This is a genomic window from Cryobacterium sp. 10I1, assembly GCF_035019805.1.
GTDB classification, from domain to species: domain Bacteria; phylum Actinomycetota; class Actinomycetes; order Actinomycetales; family Microbacteriaceae; genus Cryobacterium; species Cryobacterium glucosi.
The window spans coordinates 1-769 of record NZ_JASJVF010000525.1 but is presented as its reverse complement, the minus strand read 5'-3'; the positions used below and the strand labels follow the sequence as shown (position 1 = coordinate 769).

1 protein-coding gene is annotated in these 769 nt (G+C 68.0%); it reads right to left on the bottom strand.

The annotated features are described in order from the left end of the window. On the bottom strand, positions 1-642 hold a 642-nt coding region (locus QN345_RS19575), incomplete at its 3' end, for a hypothetical protein (protein ID WP_323509182.1). Positions 643-769 lie beyond the last annotated feature (127 nt).

The window sequence follows — 769 nt, the reverse complement described above, 5'->3', positions numbered from 1 at the left end:
CGCATCCCGCGCCAACCCCAGACTCACATTCAACTCCACCTGCCGCACCCGCAACCGATCAGCATCCCGCACCGCGAGCACCAGGCGCACCGCACCGACCAACAGGGTGCAGAACGAGACGAAGACGGCAAGCGAGGCGAGCGGCACGAACTCGTTCACGACGATCACGCAGAGTGCGCCGATGCTGAAAATCGCGGGTGCGGCGAGAGCGAGCGTGGCACTCGCGCGGTCGGGCAGGGCCGAAACGCCAGGACTCCATGCGGCGAGACCGAGCAGGACGCCGACAACGGGCCACGCGACATCGACGATTCCGCCCCGGACATAGGTGCCGTCGGCGACGCCGGCCACCAGGAAGGTGTTGGCCAGTGCGAAGCCCAGGAAGGCGATGACCAGCAGGAACCACGCCCGGCTCGGGCGTCGGCCGTATACGGTGAGGGCGCACACGAGCAGGGCTACGAGGATCAGGGGCGAGACCGGGTATGCGAGTCCCAGGATGTCGTCCAGGACGATGTCCGACACCGGTCGGAACAGCAACGCCGCCGCAACCGCCACGAGGCCGAGTCCGGCGATGACACCATCCAGCCACACGGTCGCCGACGTCGGGTTCAGCCGTCGCCGCATCAGAACGAGAAGGAACGACACCGAGAACACCAGGAAGAGGGCGAAGAAAATGATGGCCGCGAGGGAAGCCGTATGGGGAGCCCGCGGCGGGAAGAGAATCGACTCGGCAGTGTCTGCCGCGGGGGGGGGCCCCCAACCCCCCCCCCGC